At 69.3% G+C, this 15,081-nt stretch carries 18 protein-coding genes; 5 read left to right on the plus strand and 13 right to left on the minus strand.

Annotated elements, in window-relative coordinates:
- Position 1 precedes the first annotated feature (1 nt).
- Genes IE100_RS13065 through IE100_RS13075 form a run of 3 tightly spaced genes read right to left on the minus strand, consistent with a single transcriptional unit; the run spans position 2 to position 2,993 of the window.
- Positions 2-1,468 carry a DUF4178 domain-containing protein gene (locus IE100_RS13065; protein ID WP_189374797.1) on the minus strand — a complete coding sequence of 489 codons (1,467 nt, stop codon included), beginning with the start codon at positions 1,466-1,468 and terminating at the stop codon, positions 2-4.
- A gap of 34 nt (positions 1,469-1,502) precedes the next feature.
- Positions 1,503-2,531 (minus strand): SPFH domain-containing protein, encoded by a 1,029-nt coding sequence (locus IE100_RS13070; RefSeq protein ID WP_229800379.1) that lies wholly within the window; start codon positions 2,529-2,531, stop codon positions 1,503-1,505.
- A gap of 60 nt (positions 2,532-2,591) precedes the next feature.
- Positions 2,592-2,993: a DUF350 domain-containing protein gene (locus tag IE100_RS13075; RefSeq protein ID WP_189374799.1), complete on the minus strand. Its 402-nt coding sequence runs from the start codon at positions 2,991-2,993 to the stop codon at positions 2,592-2,594.
- 64 nt (positions 2,994-3,057) lie between these two features.
- Between IE100_RS13075 and IE100_RS13080 the strand changes: the two genes are divergently transcribed.
- The gene (locus IE100_RS13080; protein ID WP_189374800.1) at positions 3,058-4,569 is read left to right on the plus strand and encodes a polyamine aminopropyltransferase; all 1,512 of its coding nucleotides are present in this window, start codon (positions 3,058-3,060) and stop codon (positions 4,567-4,569) included.
- A complete protein-coding gene (locus IE100_RS13085; protein WP_189374801.1) occupies positions 4,570-6,165 on the plus strand; it encodes an NAD(P)-binding protein in 1,596 nt (531 codons plus the stop codon).
- A 24-nt stretch (positions 6,166-6,189) separates the two neighbouring features.
- On the opposite strand, the gene IE100_RS13090 is transcribed toward IE100_RS13085, so the two are convergent.
- Positions 6,190-6,963, minus strand: coding sequence for a response regulator (locus IE100_RS13090; protein WP_189374802.1), 774 nt, complete (start codon positions 6,961-6,963; stop codon positions 6,190-6,192).
- A gap of 169 nt (positions 6,964-7,132) precedes the next feature.
- Between IE100_RS13090 and IE100_RS13095 the strand changes: the two genes are divergently transcribed.
- Positions 7,133-7,675: a hypothetical protein gene (locus tag IE100_RS13095; RefSeq protein ID WP_189374803.1), complete on the plus strand. Its 543-nt coding sequence runs from the start codon at positions 7,133-7,135 to the stop codon at positions 7,673-7,675.
- 21 nt (positions 7,676-7,696) lie between these two features.
- Here the strand turns inward: IE100_RS13095 and IE100_RS13100 are convergent, their stop codons facing one another.
- A complete protein-coding gene (locus tag IE100_RS13100) occupies positions 7,697-8,365 on the minus strand; it encodes a flagellar basal body L-ring protein FlgH (RefSeq protein ID WP_189374804.1) in 669 nt (222 codons plus the stop codon).
- A 218-nt stretch (positions 8,366-8,583) separates the two neighbouring features.
- Between IE100_RS13100 and purT the strand changes: the two genes are divergently transcribed.
- A complete protein-coding gene (purT, locus tag IE100_RS13105) occupies positions 8,584-9,828 on the plus strand; it encodes a formate-dependent phosphoribosylglycinamide formyltransferase (RefSeq protein WP_189374805.1) in 1,245 nt (414 codons plus the stop codon).
- An 8-nt stretch (positions 9,829-9,836) separates the two neighbouring features.
- Entirely contained in the window at positions 9,837-10,178 is a 342-nt protein-coding gene (locus IE100_RS13110; RefSeq protein WP_189374806.1) for an FKBP-type peptidyl-prolyl cis-trans isomerase, read from the plus strand.
- Between the two features lie 392 nt (positions 10,179-10,570).
- On the opposite strand, the gene IE100_RS13115 is transcribed toward IE100_RS13110, so the two are convergent.
- The 8 genes from IE100_RS13115 to IE100_RS13150 form a co-directional block, all read right to left on the minus strand.
- Positions 10,571-10,966, minus strand: a complete 396-nt coding sequence (locus IE100_RS13115) for a helix-turn-helix domain-containing protein (protein WP_189374807.1) — start codon at positions 10,964-10,966, stop codon at positions 10,571-10,573.
- A gap of 358 nt (positions 10,967-11,324) precedes the next feature.
- Positions 11,325-12,116, minus strand: coding sequence for a DinB family protein (locus tag IE100_RS13120; protein WP_189374808.1), 792 nt, complete (start codon positions 12,114-12,116; stop codon positions 11,325-11,327).
- 83 nt (positions 12,117-12,199) lie between these two features.
- Positions 12,200-12,676, minus strand: a complete 477-nt coding sequence (locus IE100_RS13125; RefSeq protein WP_189374809.1) for an SRPBCC family protein — start codon at positions 12,674-12,676, stop codon at positions 12,200-12,202.
- Positions 12,677-12,727: 51 nt separating this feature from the next.
- Positions 12,728-13,135 (minus strand): VOC family protein, encoded by a 408-nt coding sequence (locus IE100_RS13130; protein WP_189374810.1) that lies wholly within the window; start codon positions 13,133-13,135, stop codon positions 12,728-12,730.
- On the minus strand, positions 13,120-13,854 hold the full coding sequence (locus tag IE100_RS13135; protein ID WP_189374811.1) for a helix-turn-helix transcriptional regulator: 735 nt from the start codon (positions 13,852-13,854) through the stop codon (positions 13,120-13,122). Before IE100_RS13135 ends, IE100_RS13130 begins: the two co-directional genes overlap by 16 nt.
- 1 nt (position 13,855) lies before the next feature.
- A complete protein-coding gene (locus tag IE100_RS13140) occupies positions 13,856-14,098 on the minus strand; it encodes a helix-hairpin-helix domain-containing protein (RefSeq protein ID WP_189374812.1) in 243 nt (80 codons plus the stop codon).
- Between the two features lie 64 nt (positions 14,099-14,162).
- Positions 14,163-14,477 (minus strand): antibiotic biosynthesis monooxygenase family protein, encoded by a 315-nt coding sequence (locus IE100_RS13145; RefSeq protein WP_189374813.1) that lies wholly within the window; start codon positions 14,475-14,477, stop codon positions 14,163-14,165.
- A gap of 55 nt (positions 14,478-14,532) precedes the next feature.
- Positions 14,533-14,901, minus strand: coding sequence for a VOC family protein (locus IE100_RS13150; RefSeq protein WP_189374814.1), 369 nt, complete (start codon positions 14,899-14,901; stop codon positions 14,533-14,535).
- Positions 14,902-15,081: the final 180 nt, after the last annotated feature.

Raw genomic sequence — 15,081 nt, forward strand, 5'->3', positions numbered from 1 at the left:
GTCAGCTTTCCAGCGGCAGCAACAGGATGACGGAGGCGATGAAGCAGATGCCGATGATCTCGCTGCTGTCGCCGGTCAGCAGCAGCGGTACATTGAGCAGCCATAGCAGCGCCACGGCGCCGTAGCCGAGCGGGCGCAAGGCGGCCTTGCCGGCGGCAGTGCCCGCGCTGCGGAAAGCCGATACCAGCGGGGCGTCCTTGCCGAACCAGCGCGCCATGTCCTGGTCGCTGACCTTGCGGCTGCTGCTCCAGGTCAGCTCCTGCGGGCCCTGTTCGCTGGCCAGCAGGGTGTTGCCGTCCCGGCTCTGGTATTCGTTGAGGATCACGCTGTCGCCGAGACGGGCGCGCCACGGGAAGGCGCCGGCGGCATAGTCTATCCGGGCCAGGTAGGGCGGATAGCGCGCGCCGAAGCGCTGCTTGCCCCACAGCGCGTACTCCGCGGTGGCCTCGTCCACCCACACGTCCATCAGCGTGCCCAGCCACCAGCCGTCGCCGGTTTCGGTCAGCCAGCGGAAGCCCTGCTGCGGCTCGTACAGCAGGTACTCGTTCCAGCGGCTGTCGCGATCCGCGCTTTCCACCCAGCCCAGCAGGCCGATGATGGTCCAGGTCTTGCCGTCTATGGTGGCTTCGCTGCCGTTGGCCAGGGTGAAGCGCAGCATGCTGCCCTGCACGCTCTGGTGCTGGCGCAGCACGGTGGCGCGCTCGCCCTGGATGTCGACCTCGCTGCCGCAGGCCGGACAGTTGAGGTGGATGGCGGTGCCGGCACGGTAGTCGAGGCCGGTGCCACACTGCGGGCAGTCCAGCTGCTGCACGCTGCCCTTGAGCTTGCCGGTGGCGGCCTCGATCATGCGCTCGTCGCGCAGGCGCTGCATGTTCAGCTGTTTGAGGGTGACGGCCTCGCCCAGATACAGCTGCGGCGGCGGGCCGTCGCTGTAGTCCAGGGTCAGGAAGTGGCCGCCGCTGCGGGCGTCGGCCACCGGTGCGTCGTAGCCGGGTTGCAGCCGGCGCGGCAGTTCGCCCTCGCCGGCGACGCAGCGCGCCTGGCGGATGTCGCTGAAAATGAAGTGGCGGTTGTCCTGCTGCCAGCCCTGGCCGGCGCGCAGCTGGTCGAAAGGCGGGGCCGTATCGCTCCTGCCCTGCGCCCGGGTCAGCACGTACTGGCCGACGCTTTCCGCCAGCCAGGCGCTTTCGCCGTCGTCGAACAGCACGTGCCACTCGTTCCAGCTGCCGGCATCAAAGGCCAGCTGGATGCGGCCCACCACGGTGAACTGGCGGCCGTGCCAGATGCCTGCGCTGGCGATCTGCAGCGGCGAGTAGTCATCCAGCAGCGCGGCCATCTTGCCGATGTCGCGCACGCTGTCCGCATCGCGCAGCAGGGTGCTGTGGCAATACGGGCACACCGCCAGCACCGAGCTGGTGGCGTGGAAGCGCACTTCGGCGCCGCAGGCGGGGCAGGCGACGCGGTACATCAGGCAGGGTTGGCCGCAGGTTGGTTGATCATGCTCAGCCCACCAGCTTCTTCAGCACGTCGGCCTTGGCCGTATCGTAGTCGGCCTGGGTGATCAGGCCGCCATCCAGCAGCGCCTTGAGCTGCGCCAGCTTGGCCTGCGGGCTGTCGCCGGCATCGGCGGGCGGTACGGCGGGGGCGTCGGCGGCCGGCGCAGCTGTCGCCGGCTGCAGCGTCTGCTGCATGGCCTGGGTCATGATCTGGCCGACGCCGACCCCGGCGGCCAGGCCGGCGCCGATGCCGGCCAGACCGCCCTCGTTCTGCGCCGCCAGCGGGATGGCTTCCGCCGCCTGGTAGCGGGTGTACTGGCCGAGGTCGCCGGCCATGCCCATCGCGATGCGCTTGTCGATGGCCTTCTGCAGCTCTTCCGGCAGCGAGATGTTCTCCACCGCAAAGCTGTCCAGCGCCACGCCGTAGCGCGCGAACACCGGCAGCAGCGCCGCCTTGATGGTGTCGGCCATCAGGCCCTGGTTGGCCGCCATGTCCAGGAAGGGCACGGCGCTGCCGCCCAGGGTGCTGGCCATGGTGGCGACTACCTGGTTGCGCAGCTGCTGCTCCAGATCGTCCACGGTGTAGCTGTCGCGGGTGCCGCTGACCTCGCCGTAGAACAGCTTGGGGTCGGTGATGCGGTAGCTGTAGATGCCGAAGGCGCGCAGGCGCACCATGCCGAAGTCCTTGTCGCGCAGCGTCACCGGCTGCGGCGTGCCCCACTTGCGGCCCAGCTGCAGGCGGGTGCTGAAGAACACCAGGTCGGACTTGAACGGCGATTCGAACAGCTTGTCCCAGTGCTGCAGGTAGGTGAGCACCGGCAGCGTCTGGGTGGTGAGCTTGTACATGCCGGGGCCGAACACGTCGGCGATCTTGCCCTCGTTGATGAACACCGCCATCTGCGATTCGCGCACCGTCAGGCTGGCGCCGTACTGGATTTCGTTGTCCTGCATCGGGTAGCGCCAGGCCAGCACGCCGTCGCCCTCCTCCTGCCATTCCAGGATGTCGATGAACTGCTTGGAAATGAAGGAAAACAGACTCATGGCGAAGACTCCATCAAGGTTGGCCGCAGTGCGGGCCGCCTGCGGCAGGCGGGATCAGGACAGGCTGCCGGCGTTGAGCACGCCCACCGCCAGCTGCACGCTGCCGGCCAAGAGGCCCATCGCGGTGTTGTTGTCCTGCAGTGCCTGCTGCAGGTCGCGCACGCAGCGCGACAGCAGCATGTGCACCACGATCTGCACCAGCAGCGCCAGCACGCCCCACAGCAGGAAGCTGTGCAGGGTGTTCAGATGCCAGGCGCTGGAGGCCAGCGTCAGCGAAAAACCGAGCAGCGCACCGCCGAAGGACAGCGCCGCCGCCTGGTTGTGCTGGCGGATCAGCTGCATCTCGTTCAGCGGCGTCACGCGGCAGTACAGCACGGTGAACAGCGCCAGCAGCAAGGTGCCGCTGCCGACATAGGACAGGTAGGCCAACAGGGCAGGCAGGAAGGCGGTCGACATGTGCAGCGTCCTTGGCAGGCTTGGGCAATAATGGCCATTCTACCCACGTTTCATGAGTGCCTGCATGCGCGATCGTCTGCTTATCCTGTCCGTTTTTGTGGTGGCGTCCTGCGGCCTCGCCTACGAGCTGATCGCCGGCGCGCTGGCCAGCTACCTGCTGGGCGACTCGGTGCTGCAGTTCTCGTCCATCATCGGCTGCTACCTGTTTGCCATGGGCGTCGGCTCGCACCTGTCGCAGTACGTGAAAGACGAACGGGTGCTGGACACCTTCATCGAGATCGAGCTGCTGGTGGCGCTGCTGGGCGGGCTGTCGGCCAGCAGCCTGTTCGCCGTGTTTGCCTGGAGCGGCGAGTCGTTCCGCCTCACCCTGTACGCGCTGGTGTTCCTCACCGGCGCCATGGTGGGCATGGAGATCCCGCTGGTGATGCGCGCGCTCAACCAGCGCCAGCAGCGCTTCGCCGAGCTGGTCAGCCGCGTGCTCACCTTCGACTACCTGGGCGCGCTGGCGGTGTCGCTCTTGTTCCCCATCGTGCTGGCGCCGCGGCTGGGCCTGGCGCGTTCGGCGCTGCTGTTCGGCCTGTCCAATGTGGCGGTGGCACTGTGGACCTGCCGCGTGTTCCGCGGCGAACTGTTGCGGCCAACCTTGCAGTACCTGCGCAGCCTGCTGGTGCTCTTGGTGCTGGGGGGCGGCTTCATCGCCGCCGACGAGCTGACGCACTGGAACGAGAAGGCCATCTACGGCGACGACGTGATCCACGCCGAAACCACGCCCTACCAGCGCCTGGTGCTGACGCGCTGGAAGGGCGACCTGCGCCTGTACATCAACGGCAACCTGCAGTTTTCCAGCCGCGACGAGCACCGCTACCACGAGGCGCTGGTGCACCCGGTGCTGGCCAAGCTGCCGTGGGCGCGGCGGGTGCTGATCCTGGGCGGCGGCGACGGCCTGGCCGCGCGCGAGGTGCTGAAGTACCCCAATGTGCGCGAGGTGACGCTGGTGGACCTGGACCCGGCGATGACCGGCCTGTTCGCCCGCTCGGCGCCTTTGGTGGCGCTCAACGGCGGCGCGCTGCGTAATCCGCGCCTGCGCGTGGTCAACGACGACGCCGCGCGCTGGCTGGAGCGCAATGGCGACGTGTTCGACGCCATCATCGTCGACTTCCCCGACCCGTCCAGCTTTGCGCTGGGCAAGCTGTACTCGGTGCCGCTGTACCGGCTGCTGTCGCGCCATCTGGCCGACAACGGCCTGGCGGTGGTGCAGTCGACCTCGCCCTACCACGCGCCGCGCTCGTACTGGAGCATCAACGCCACGCTGCGCGCCGCCGGGCTGGCCACTACGCCCTACCACGCCTACGTGCCGTCCTTCGGCGAGTGGGGTTTCATCATTGCCGCCCATCGCCCCGGCTACACGCCGCCGCAGGCCTACCGCGTGCCGCTGACCTTCCTCGACCGCGAGGCCACGCGGCAGATGTTCTTCTTCCCGCCCGACATGCGGCCGTGGCGGGTGGCACCCAACCAGCTCAACGACCAGCGCCTGGTGCACTACTTCGAGCAGGACTGGTCGCAGGTGATCCGCTAGATGCAGCGCCGCGATTTCCTGCGCGCCGCCGCCGCGCTGGCCGGTCTGCCCTTGCTGAGCGGCTGCCGACAGCTGCTGGGCTGGGGGCTGCCGATCGAGGTGCTGCGCCCCGGCATGGCCGACGGCCACCGCCTGCGCGACAGCGCCGCGCTGCCACCGCCCCGTAGCGAGCGGCGCGTCGACACCGTCATCGTCGGCAGCGGCGTGGCCGGCCTATTTGCCGGCTGGCGGCTGGCGCGCGAGGGCTACCGCGACTTCGTGCTGCTGAACGGGCCGGAGCCGGACGGCAACGCCGCCGCCGGCGCCTTCGACGGCTGGCGCTACCCCACCGGCGCCCACTACCTGCCGCTGCCCTCGCCCGAATCCGGCCACGTGCGCGAGCTGCTGGCCGAGATGGGCGTGATCGAGGCCGGCGGCGACAGCCTGCGGCCAACCTTTGACGAGCGCGTGCTGGTGCACGCGCCGGACGAGCGGCTGTGGCGCGACGGCCAGTGGCAGGACGGCCTGCTGCCGCGCGGCCTCGGCGCCGACGACGACGCGCAGCAGCGGCGCTTCCTGCTTCACGTGAAACAATTGCAGCAACAGCACGGTGCCGACGGCCGGCGCGTGTTCACCGTGCCCACCGCGCTGGCCTCGACCGACCCGGCCTGGCGCGCGCTGGATGGGCAGAGCTTTGCCGCCTGGCTGGCGGCGCACGGCTACACCGCGCCCGGCCTGCTGTGGTACCTGGACTACTGCTGCCGCGACGACTACGGCAGCACGCTGGCGCACACCTCGGCCTGGGCCGGCCTGCACTACTTTGCCGCCCGCGGCGGCCAGGCGGCCAACGCTGCCGACGGCGCGGTGCTCACCTGGCCGGACGGGCTGAACCCGCTGCTGCGCCATATGCGCGTGCGCATCGGCGCCGAACGGCAGCTTCCCGGCGCCGCCTGGCGTATCCAGATGCAGGGCCGGCAGGTGCAGGTAGATTACGTGGACGCCGGCGGCGCGCAGCGGCTGCTGGCGCGGCGCGTGATCGTGGCCACGCCGCTGCACGTCGCCTGGCACCTGCTGCCGCAGCTGGCCGGGCTGGGCTTCAGCCGCGCCCACCTGCCGCCGCGCGCGCCGTGGCTGGTGGGCAATGTGCTGCTGGACCGCTTCCCGAAAGAGCCCGCAACGTCGCCGCTGGCCTGGGACAACGTGGTGTACGGCAGCGCGAGCCTGGGCTACGTGGTGGCCACCCACCAGCTGATCCGCGCCGCCCTGCCGGAGCGCACCGTGTTCACCACCTACCACGCCCTTGCCGCGGACGATCCGGCCACCGCCCGGCAGTGGCTGGCCGGTGCCAGCGCCGACGAGCTGTTCGGTCAGGCGATGCAGGACCTGTACACCGTGTACGGCGCGCGCCTGCGCCGCCAGCTGCTGGCCGCCCGTCTCACCGTGCGCGCCCACGCCATGGCCAGCCCGCAGCCGGGTTTTCTGGCCAACGCCGGCCTCGCGGCGCTGCGTGCCGCCGACGGCCCCATCCTGTTCGCGCACGCGGACTTGTCCGGCCTGTCGCTGTTCGAGGAGGCGGCGTGGTGGGGCGACGTGGCGGCGCGCAGGGTGCTGGGCTGATGCGGCCAACCTTGGCCGCATGAGTCACAGGCAGCTGGTCGCCGCGTCCAGGATGTAGCCCTCGCCGCGCACGGTGCGGATCAGGCGCGGGTTGCGCGGGTCGTCCTGCAGCTTGTGGCGCAGGCGCGAGATCAGGATGTCGATGCTGCGGTCGAAGGCGTCGACGGTGCAGCCGCGGGTCAGGTCCAGCAGCAGCTCGCGGTCGAGGATGGTGCGCGGCCGCTGCAGCAGCACCGACAGCAGGCGGAATTCGGCGTTGGACAGCGGGATCACCACGCCCTGCTTGTCCTGCAGCTGGCGCAGGCCGACGTTGAGCCGCCAGTCGCCGAACTGGATCTGGCGCGGCGGCTTGTCGCTGCCGTGGCCGGCGGCCGGCTGGCGCCCGGCCTGGGTGCGGCGCAGCACCGAGTGGATGCGCGCCACCAGCTCGCGGATGTCGAACGGCTTGCTGACGAAGTCGTCGGCGCCGACTTCCAGGCTGATGATGCGTTCGATCGGCTCGCCGTGGGCGCTGATCATCAGGATGGGCACCGCGGACTGGCTGCGGATCTCCTTGCACAGCGTCAGCCCGCTCTCGCCGGGCAGCATCAGGTCGAGCACGATGACGTCGAACGGGCGGCTGGCCATCGCCTCGCGCATGGCGCGGCCATCGCCGACGCCGACGCAGCTCATCGCGTAGCCGTGCAGGTACTGGCAGATCAGGCTGCGGATGTCTTCGTCGTCGTCCACCACCAGCACGTGCAGCGTGGCGGGTGCGGCGCCGGGGGCGACGGTAAGGGCGGGACTGCTGGAGATCATGGGTATCTAGGCCTGCGCCGGAACTCGATCGCGCCAGCTTAAACAGCGGCTGCAACGCCGGTGTGTGTGTTGTGTACGGGAATGGATACAAAGCGACAAACTGCCCGCTACATCGCCGCGCGTAGACTGCCGGCTGGCTCTCCCTCCTGCCGCCGCGCGCGGCCGTCCCATGCCCCACTCCTGCCCGCCCTTCGTCCGTCTCGGCCTGCTGCTGGCCAGCGCCAGCCTCGGCGGCTGCATCACCATCCAGGCGCTGCCCAACCCGGTGCGCGAGGTGTTCACCTTCGGCTTTTCCACCGCCACCGAGATGCAGGCGATGGCGGAAAAGGCGCGCCAGGCCAGCGAGCGGCGGCTGGCGCCCTACGCGCAGCTGTGCATCGAGTGGAACGAGCGGGTGACGGTGCCGGATTTCCTGAGCGTGGTGGAGGATGCCCTGCGCCGCCGCGGCGTGGCCAGCCAGGTGTACGCGCCGGGCACCCTGCCCGCCGGCTGCGTTGCGCTCAGCTACGCCGCCAGCCGCGCCTGGGAGCAGGATTTCCCGTACATGAATCACGCCACGCTGGTGCTGCGCAAGGACGGCGCCGTGCTGGCCAGGGTGGTGTACGAGCCGCGCCGTCTCGGCTTCGACAAGTGGGCCAGCACCGAGGCCAAGCTGATCTTCCTCATCGACCAGCTGCTGTTCGGCGGTGGCGGCCCGCGCGACGCGCGCTAGCGCCTGCGGCCAGGCTTGCGCTCAGTACAGGCTGACCGCGGCGCCGAACAGCAACTGCACCCACGCCAGCACGCCGGCATCCAGCGGCATGTTCTGGTTGACCTGGTCCAGCCGCGCGTTGATCACGTACTTCGACGAGATGCTGTTGCCGGGCTGGATGTGGTTGCCATCGACGATGCCGGAGAAGCGCAGCACGCTCTGCTTGCCGTTGACCAGCACCGCCTTGTCGCCGCCGACCACCAGATAGCCGTTGGGCAGCACGTCCAGCACCGACACCATGATGTTGCCGTTGACCTTGTTGCTGTTCTTGACGCTGCTCTGGCCGTTGTCGTTGATGCTGTAGTCGGAATCGACGTCGACCTCGAACAGCTGCTTGATCAGCCCCGGCATGGTGTGCAGCGCGCCGGGGCCGTTGATGCTGGTGGCGCCGCTGGCCTTGTCGTTCAGCTGCCGGCTGCTGCTGCTGCTGACGTCCTCCTCGATGGTGACCACGATGCTGTCGCCGACCTGCTTGGCGATCTGGGTCTCGAAGAACAGCCGCGCGGTGGCCGGATTGAAGATGCCGCCACCACTGTCCTGCGCCAGCAGCGGCCGCAACTGCGGGTAGCTGCTGGTCGGCAGCTGCACCACCGACGGCGTGGTACAGGCCGCCAGCAGCAGCGGCAACAGCAGGGAGACGACACGGTGCATGGTTTGGGTCCGGGCAAGGTTGACCGCACCATTCAAGCACGCGGCGCTTGCCGCATTACGGCGCTTTCGTTTCCGACTGCCTTACTTTGGCTACATATCGCCAACAATGACGACATTTCGACCGCGACCGGTGCCGGCGACGGCCGGCCGGTGCGCTCCCGGTGGCGGCCGGCGCGCATGCTAAAATGCGGCATCGACAGCCACCCGCGAGTATCCCCATGCGTATCGGAACCCCTCTTTCCGCGTCGGCCCGACGCGTCATGCTGCTGGGCAGCGGCGAACTGGGCAAGGAAGTGGTCATCGCCCTGCAGCGCCTCGGCGTGGAAACCATCGCCGTCGACCGCTACCCCGACGCGCCGGCGATGCAGGTGGCGCACCGCAGCCACGTCATCAACATGGCCGACCCCGCCGCGCTGCGCGCGCTGGTGGAAGCCGAGCGGCCGCACCTGATCGTGCCGGAGATCGAGGCCATCGCCACCGAGGAGCTGCTGCGCATCGAGGCCGACGGCCTCGCCGAGGTGATCCCCACCGCGCGTGCGGCCAACCTGACCATGAACCGCGAGGGCATCCGTCGCCTGGCCGCCGAGGAGCTGGGCCTGCCGACCTCGCCCTACGCCTTTGCCGCGAGCCTGGCCGAGCTGCAGGCGGCCATCGCCGCCGGCATCGGCTACCCTTGCCTGGTGAAGCCGGTGATGTCGTCCAGCGGCAAGGGGCAGTCTCTATTGAAGGGACCGGACGACGTGGCCGCCGCCTGGCAGTACGCGCTCAGCGCCGGCCGCGTCGACAAGGGCCTGGTGATCGTCGAGGGCTTCATCGACTTCGACTATGAGATCACCCTGCTCACCGTGCGCGCCAGTGACGGCGCCGGCGGCATCGCCACCCGCTTCTGCGCGCCGGTCGGCCACCTGCAGCAGCGCGGCGACTACGTCGAGAGCTGGCAGCCGCAGCCGATGTCGCCGCTGGCGCTGCAGCGCGCGCAGGACATGGCGGCCAAGGTCACCGCCGCGCTGGGCGGCCGCGGCCTGTTCGGCGTCGAGCTGTTCGTCAAGGGCGACCAGGTGTGGTTCTCCGAGGTCAGCCCGCGCCCGCACGACACCGGGCTGGTGACGCTGGCCAGCCAGATCTACAGCGAATTCGAGCTGCACGCGCGCGCCATCCTCGGCCTGCCAGTGGACGTCACGCTGCGCGATGCCGCGGCGTCGGCGGTGATCTACGGCGGCCTGGCCGAAGCCGGCATCGCCTTCGACGGCGTGGCCGAGGCGCTGGCGGTGCCGGGCGCCGACCTGCGCCTGTTCGGCAAGCCGGAGAGTTTCGAACGCCGCCGCATGGGGGTGGCGGTGGCGCGGGCGGACGATATCGACACCGCACGCGAACGCGCACGGCTGGCGGCGGGCAAGATCAGGCCGGTCAGCGGCAAGCAGGCGTTGCCGCCAGACTCGGCACCGTATTCAGACAAGGAGTGACAGACAGCATGAATGAAGAATTGCGGATTGAAGACCTGCAGCCGGGCGACGGCAAGGCGGTGGTCAAGGGCGCGCTGATTACCACCCAGTACCGCGGCTGGCTGGAGGACGGCACCTGCTTCGATTCCTCCTACCAGCGCGGCAAGCCGTTCCAGTGCGTGATTGGCAGCGGCCGCGTGATCAAGGGCTGGGACCTGGGCCTGATGGGCATGCGCGTCGGCGGCAAGCGCAAGCTGTGGGTGCCGGCCCACCTCGCCTACGGCGAGCGCCAGATCGGCGCCCACATCACGCCAAATTCCAACCTGATCTTCGAGATCGAGCTACTGGAAGTACTGACCCGCGACGACTGAGCGCCGCCAGCATCAACAAAACCCCCCGCTGCCGGCGTCCGGTTGCGGGGGGTTTTGCCGTGTGGCGGCCTGCGGCCAAGGTTGGCCGCAGGCCGCGGTGTATGAAGTATGATTCGTGGCCGCCGATTGTCACAGATCATACCGGCGGTCCAGGGGCCGGCGCTTGCCGGCTGCTGCCTGCCGGCAACAAGTGCCGGGTGGAGGCGGTGTGATTCGTGACGGCCGGGGTCACGAATCACACTCGGCGGCGGCTCAGAACCGGTTCAACGTCTGCTGCGACTGATCTCAACATGGGGCGATACGGCGTTGAAAACGGCTTCGGAATGCTCATTGACCCCCTGTCAACTCCGCCTCCTCAGCCGTTTTCGCCTTGTCTCGCTTTGAACAGGTTCTCAGAACTCGACGGTCACCTTCTTCGCCCCCATCGCCTTGGCGCGGGCGATCAGCTGTTCCAGCGTGGCGTCGGCCAGCAGGATGCCGGCGGGCAGCGGCGCGGCCGGCGCCGGAACCGCGGCCGCCACGGTCACGGGCGGCGTCACCGCTGGTGGCGGGCTGGCCGCCGCGCTGGCGCTGTCGGCCAGCAGCGTCGCCAGCACCTTGCTCAGCCTGTCGTAGGCTTCGCGGCTGGGCTTGATGTTGCTGCCGTCCTGCGCCTCGTAGCGCTGGATGGCGGCGGTGGACAGCCCGACCTGGGCCGCCAGCGCGGTGCGCGACAGCTGCAATTGCTTGCGGATGGCTTTCAGCGCCGGGGCAAATTCGGCACTCTCAAAGTCGGGCAGTACGGACATCGCGTTCTCCGGCAGACGGGAATAAGCGCTGATCATACACAGGATGCGCCGGTTAATACAATAAAACACACACGAAGCGACGCCGTGGCCGGGTGTATGTATGGGGTTTGCCACAGGTAATAGATAAATCACACATGCGCGGTAACGATCTGCAGGCAAAATCATTGTTTATCAATGAATTGCCGTAACGGTGTGATTCCGCGTTGGCGCGCAATCACACGTTAATCACACAAGCGATACGTCTGTGATCCTGTGCCGGCGTATCGTTTGTATGGCTGTGTGAAATGATGATCATACCTTAACCATACATCCCGTGCTGGCCGGCACGCCCAAGCTTGGCCGCGACACCGGCGGCGGCTCACACCGCACAGCCGTCCAGTGCCAGCAGCAGCTCGTCGATTTCCTGCAGGTGGGTGTCGTCGTGCGCCACCATGTCGGCGACCAGCTCCGCCAGCGTCAGCCGCTGCCGCCCTTCCCAGACGCCGACGCGGGCCTGCGCCTCGGCGTCGCAGCCCTGCAGCAGCGCCAGCAGCTCGCCGCGGGCGCGGACCATGCCGCTGGCCGCCTGCGCGTAATCCTGGGCCTGGTAGTCGCGGGCGATGGCCCACTCGCTGCCGTTGACGCCGTGCAGCAGCGGCTGCGGCTGTTCGAGGATGGCGCGCACGCGCGGGCGGAAGGCGTCGTCGTCGAGATCGCGCAGGTGGCAGAGGTGCTCCAGTGCGGAGAAGGCGGTGCCGGCCGGGCGCGCGCGCTGGCGTGCCGGCGGCAGGGTCGCCAGCCGCTGCAGCACCTGCTGCGGCATCGCGGCGAGGCTGGCCAGCAGCTCGGCGAAGCTGCGCGCTTGCGGCAGCGGCGACCACACCGCGCCGTAGCTGAAGTAGCCGCCCGGCACCCGTCCGCGCGGGCGCAGCAGCTGGTGGCCGTGGCGGCGCATCACGTCGCCGACCATGGCGCCGCAGAACTGGCGTGCGCTCTGGTCGGCCGCGACTTCGGTGAACTTGTGCTGCAGATCGTGGACGATGGCCGTCACCGCCGGGATGCCGGCGCGCGACAGCGCCGCGTATTCGAGGTAGCGCTGCGGGGTGTCGATCAGCTGTTCCAGCTGCTGGCCGAGGGCGCTGCGGCGGAACTGGTCAAAGCGGTTGTGCATGGCGGTGTCCAAGTAACGTATTGATATGATACGTTACTGGTCGGCGGCGGCCACGGCAAGCGCTTTCTGCCGGGCCACGCCGGCTACAGCGTGCGCGCCAGCGCGATCATCTGTTCCATGCAGCGGCCCCAGCCGTCGTGAAAGCCCATGTCGGCGTGGGTCTGGCGGTCGATGGCGTCCTTGTGCAGCACGCGCGCGTTGTAGCGGGTGCCGCCGTCGGCCAGCGCGTCAAAGCTGATGATGGCGGTGAAGAAGGGCTTGCTGGCAGGGCGGAAGCCCGGCTGCAGCGCGTCGCTGAATACCAGCCGCTGCTGCGGCACGATGTCGAGGAAGCAGCCACTGGTCGGGTAGCGGGCGCCGTCCGGCGCCTGCATCACGGTGCGGAACACGCCGCCCGGCTGCAGTTCCATCTCGCACTCGGGGGTGGTCAGCGGCGCCGGCGCCCACCATTGCTGCAGCAGCGCCGGCGTGGTCCACACCCGCCACAGCAGCGCCGGCGGCAGGTCGATGTCGCGGCCCAGTTGCAGGTCCAGGTGGGCGTCGAAGGGGGGCAGGGTCATGATGGCTCCTAGCTCAGGCGTCTGCGGCCAACCTTGGCCGCAGGCGCGGGTTCAGACGTGCGGGAAATCCGGGTTCCACGCCACTTCCCACAGGAAGCCGTCGGCGTCGGCGAAGTAGCCGCTGCGCCCGCCCCAGAACGCGTCCTGCGCCGGCTTGACGATGTGGCCGCCGCGCGCGGCGACCTTGGCCAGCAGCGCGTCCACCTGTTGCGCGCTGCGCACATTGTGCGCCAGCGCAAAGCCGGGAAACGCCGCCGGCGGGCTGTCCGCCACGCCGGCGTCGGCGGCCAGCGCCGCGCGCGGATACAGCGACAGCCAGGTGTGGCCGAGTTCGAAGAAGGCGACGCCGGCGCCGTCCGGCATCGCGATCTGCGGCAGCTGCAGCACGTCGCGGTAGAAGGCGGTGGCACGGGCCAGATCGGCGACGCCGAGGGTGACAAAGCTCAGTCTTGCTTCCATGCGTGGTACTCCCGATGCCAGGGCTGGCTCATTTGCTGTTGCAGATGCCGTCGCGCCGGCTCGCCGACGTCGGCGTGGTGCAGGAAGGCATCCAGTGAAATGCCGTCCGGCCACGGCGTGTCGTTCTGTTGTATAGCCTGTATCCGGTCAACGCGGAAATGGCGATAGTCGCGGCGCAGCAGGCACCACGCCGCCAGCGTCCAGCGGTCGCCCCAGAAGAACAGCCCCAGCGGCGCCAGGGTGCGGCGGCTGGCCTGGCCGGCCTCGTCGCGGTAGTCGATGGCGAGGCAGCGCCGCGCGTGGATGGCGGTGGTGATGCCGCCCAGCCGTTCGCGCGGGTAGCCGTGGTGGCGCGGGGCAAACAGCGGCGCCGGCGCCAGCCCGGCGGAGCCGAGCACGGCGTGGATCTTGGCCAGCGCGCTGGCGGCCGCGTCGGCGGTGGCGTGGTCGGCCCACGCCGCCAGCATGCGGGCGCCGACCTCCAGCGCCGACAGCTCGGCCGCGGAAAAGCTCAGTGGCGGCGGGGTGAAACCGGCCTCCAGCCAGTAGCCCTCGCCGGCCTCGCCATTCACCGGCGCGCCGCTGGCCATCAGGTCGGCCATGTCGCGGTACACCGTGCGCGGCGACACCTCCAGCCACTGCGCCAGCTGCGTGGCGGTGGTGCGGCGGCGGCCGCGCAGCAGCAGCAGGATCTGCATCAGGCGGTCGGCGCGGCGCATGTCAGCCGCCGTCCTGTTGCTGCGCCAGCCGGATCACGGCGCGGATGGCGGCGCGCGCCTGCGGGCTGTTGCCCCAGCAACTGCTGCGCAGCATCAGGCCGATCTGGCGGCACAGTTCGGCCTCGTCGCTGTCGCGCAACTGCGCCAGCGACTGGTAGCCCAGCTGTTCCAGCCGCGCGATCACGGTGTCGCCGACGCCGTGCAGCGCGCGCATGGCCTGTCGTTCGTGTCCGGGAAAAGCCATGCTCGCTCCTGATGATGAATGAATGGCGATGGTAAACCGTGACGCGCGGCGGCGGAACGTTTCGTCAGGCGATGCGCCGGTAGAACGCCAGCAGCGCGCTGCCGGGGGCGATCAGGCTGAGAAAGTGCGCGCCGTGCGGATCGTCCGGCCACAGCTGGCACAGCGCGACGGCGCGTTCGTGGCTGTCGGCCAGCACCAGATCGACATAGCTGTCGTCGTCGCCGCGCAGCAGCGCGTGGCCGACGAAGCCGGGCTGCTGGCGCAGCAGATGCTGTTCCACGGCGAGGGCCGCCTGGCGCAGCGTGGCTTCGCTGACGCCGGGGCGCAGCCGGAAATGGGCGAATTCGAGTCCGCCAAAGCTCGGGGATGGGGTGTTCATGGTGGGGGCTTTCGTCAAAAAGGGGGGCGGCGGTACGGGATCAGGCGCTGCGGGATCAGGCTTCGGTGTGCAGGCCGATGTGGTTGCCCTCGCTGTCCTGGAACAGCGCGATGTCGCCGTTGCCGTCCGGCAACGTCATGCGCGGCTGCAGGATCACGCCGCCGACGGCCTGGATGCGCACGAGCAGCGCGTCCAGGTCCGGCCCGCCGTCCAGATAGACGCGGGTGCCGGCGCCGCCGGCCTGCAGCCGCGGGCTGGCCATGATGCAGCCGGGGTGCTCGCCGCCGGCGGTGCGGAACACGGCGATGCGCTCGCCCATGAAGGGCTCGACGTGCAGTTCCACGTGGAACGCGTCGCGGTAAAAGGCGACCGCGCGCTCGAAGTCGGTGGCGGGGATTTCAAACCAGTGAACAAAGGCGGACATGATGGGCTCCGGTAGCAGGTTGGCGGCAGGGTTTGCCGTTGCCCAGTATCGCGCCCCGCTGCTGACAGCCTGCTGTCAGTAGCCTTTTGTCATGACGACATTATTTTCGCCGGCGGCGGCGCGAGCGAGCGTAGCCGTTGTGTCCGGCACGGCGGGGGGCCGCCACGGCAGCTGGTGTCA

Source organism: Vogesella alkaliphila, from assembly GCF_014652475.1.
In the GTDB taxonomy this organism is placed as follows: Bacteria; Pseudomonadota; Gammaproteobacteria; order Burkholderiales; family Chromobacteriaceae; genus Vogesella; species Vogesella alkaliphila.